The following is a 2,141-nucleotide window of genomic DNA, read 5'->3' as shown; positions in this document are numbered from 1 at the left end:
ATCAAATAATCACTATAAAGATCAAGCATATCCATTTAATTCCCTCCCTAAAATTAAGGGCGGAATTCTAATGCTTTTTAGTCAAACTACAAGTTTATGTGCGTAACATGAGTAATTAAAAGATGGTAATAACCTGCAGAAGGAAGTTGCAAATAGAAAAACTCTTCTTTGCCTACCGTTCTTACCAAGGTTTGTTTGACAATGCTCTCATTATCATAACGCACAAATAATTCACTTATATTTTTAGTAGTTCCAGCATCATTAAATAAGCGAACAATCAGATACTTATAAGTATAAGGATAGCTAGGAAGACTAGGTACCTTTATCATAAAGCGGCGCTCTGAATTAGGAGTTATTGCCAACGGACTAATAATTTGACCATTTTTGAGCTCAATCTCCTTAGGATCTGGGTCTGGATTAGGGTCAGGATTAATGCAATTGCCATTGACGCTAACCGCATTAAAACTAGCGATAACATCATTGGTTTCATAATTTAAATCATTGGCAGCTTTTACGACCCCACAAGCAGCAGAATCAAAGCTCGCATCAGCAGTCCAATACACTTGGTTTGCAACTAGAAACACTTCAAAAGCTTTTCTAATACCCCAATTATTTTTAGTTGCTAGAGTATAAAAGGCTTTATTATAGACCCCAGAAGTATAGTGCACGTCTAAAGAATCATTATAATCTTTAGCACTCTCAATCGACCGACCATCTTTGCTTGGCCTATCAAAATAACGCATGGCATTATTTACACCACCTTTTAGAATGGATGCACCAACCATCCAATCATTTTCTTTACCCAGCTGATGTTGCATATAATATTCAGCAACTTCACCAGCCATATCAGAAAAGGCCTCATTAATAGCACCTGATTGATATTGATAATTTAAATTAGAATTTTGTTCCGTTACGCCATGGCTTACCTCATGGGCCACTACATCTAAACTAGTCAGTGGATATAAAGAATTCCCGCCATCACCAAAGGTCATTTGTTGCCCATCCCAAAAGGCATTTTCGTAATTCTGACCGTAATGGACTCTTAATTTAAGTTTGGTGGTTAAAGGGCTGATGTTATACCAATTTTTATACATCTCAAACACGATATTACCGAAATAATGAGCATCATTTAAAGGAGAATAAGCACCATTAATTGCCTTATAGGTATTTTCCGGGCAAGTAAACTTAAATAAAACCTCACCGCTGGTTCTGCCATTAAGATTATAAGTTTCAACCCTATCAGTCTTCATTTCGCAGCTATCACTTACTTGCAATGGGCTAAAGTCTCGCCCGTAATAATAGGCTCCTGTCTTGGCATTACCGCCAGGGCCTTGGGCATCACGAGTCGTTAAGCCATCCCACTGGTCAATTATTTTTTGCGAATGGGCATCGATGATAAAATAAGGCCGTTTTGGGTTAGCCTCATACAGCATAAACGAAACCAAATAAATTAACTTAGCTTGTTTCGTTGCTTTATCATAAATGACGTATAAGTTTGCCTGTTCTCCGCCAGTGGAAGCCTTAATTGTTTTGGCTCTCTTGGCTAAACTAATGGCATCTTGTGCGCTAAGTGTAGGCTTAATATTAGGCAAATCTTGCTCGACCTCGGCTAAAAATCGTCCCCAAACATTTTCATTGTTAAGGCCCGTACTGCTAAGTTGGGAGGAAAAAACCGGGATACCTTGATAATATTGGACAAATTTATTTTTAATGACGCCATTGGACAGAACAATTTTTTTCTCTAATTTAAATTGGTTCTTATCTCCAAGCTTAAAGCCCCCTTTTTCCGGCTGCAAATAAGTTGTGAAGTTATTGCTATCAATTGCCTGCCATTGCGCAGCCCCAATACCCGAAGAAAAGAGTACACTAGATGCTAAAAATATTACTCGCCTCATAAAAACTCCTTGTAAATAAGTAATCGATTTTTTGACAAAGACATCCTGCGCATTCAGTGTACTGAGTAAAGGAGAAAAAATAATTCCGTAAAAATACCCAATTTTTTAACCATTTTTAGGAATTCTATTTAGCTAGGTCCGGGGATCTGGAACAAAATTCAGGAAAAATAAGAGCTATTCCCGGTTTGTTAGTTCATTCACCTTACTCTCAGAATGGCTTATCCACAAGTCCATAGGCCAGGAGAG

1 protein-coding gene is annotated in these 2,141 nt (G+C 37.8%); it reads right to left on the bottom strand.

Annotated elements, in window-relative coordinates:
• Positions 1-86: 86 nt before the first annotated feature.
• A complete protein-coding gene (locus ELY15_RS15310) occupies positions 87-1,895 on the bottom strand; it encodes a M4 family metallopeptidase (protein ID WP_127101558.1) in 1,809 nt (602 codons plus the stop codon).
• Positions 1,896-2,141 lie beyond the last annotated feature (246 nt).

The organism is Legionella sp. km772, from assembly GCF_003989735.1.
Classification (GTDB): domain Bacteria; phylum Pseudomonadota; class Gammaproteobacteria; order Legionellales; family Legionellaceae; genus Legionella.
The sequence above is the reverse complement of the archived record's forward strand: the minus strand, read 5'-3'. Positions and strand labels throughout refer to the sequence as shown.

Excerpts from the sequence above, each read along its gene's own strand:
- ELY15_RS15310 (WP_127101558.1), bottom strand. The coding sequence starts at position 1,895 with ATGAGGCGAGTAATATTTTTAGCATCTAGTGTACTCTTTTCTTCGGGT.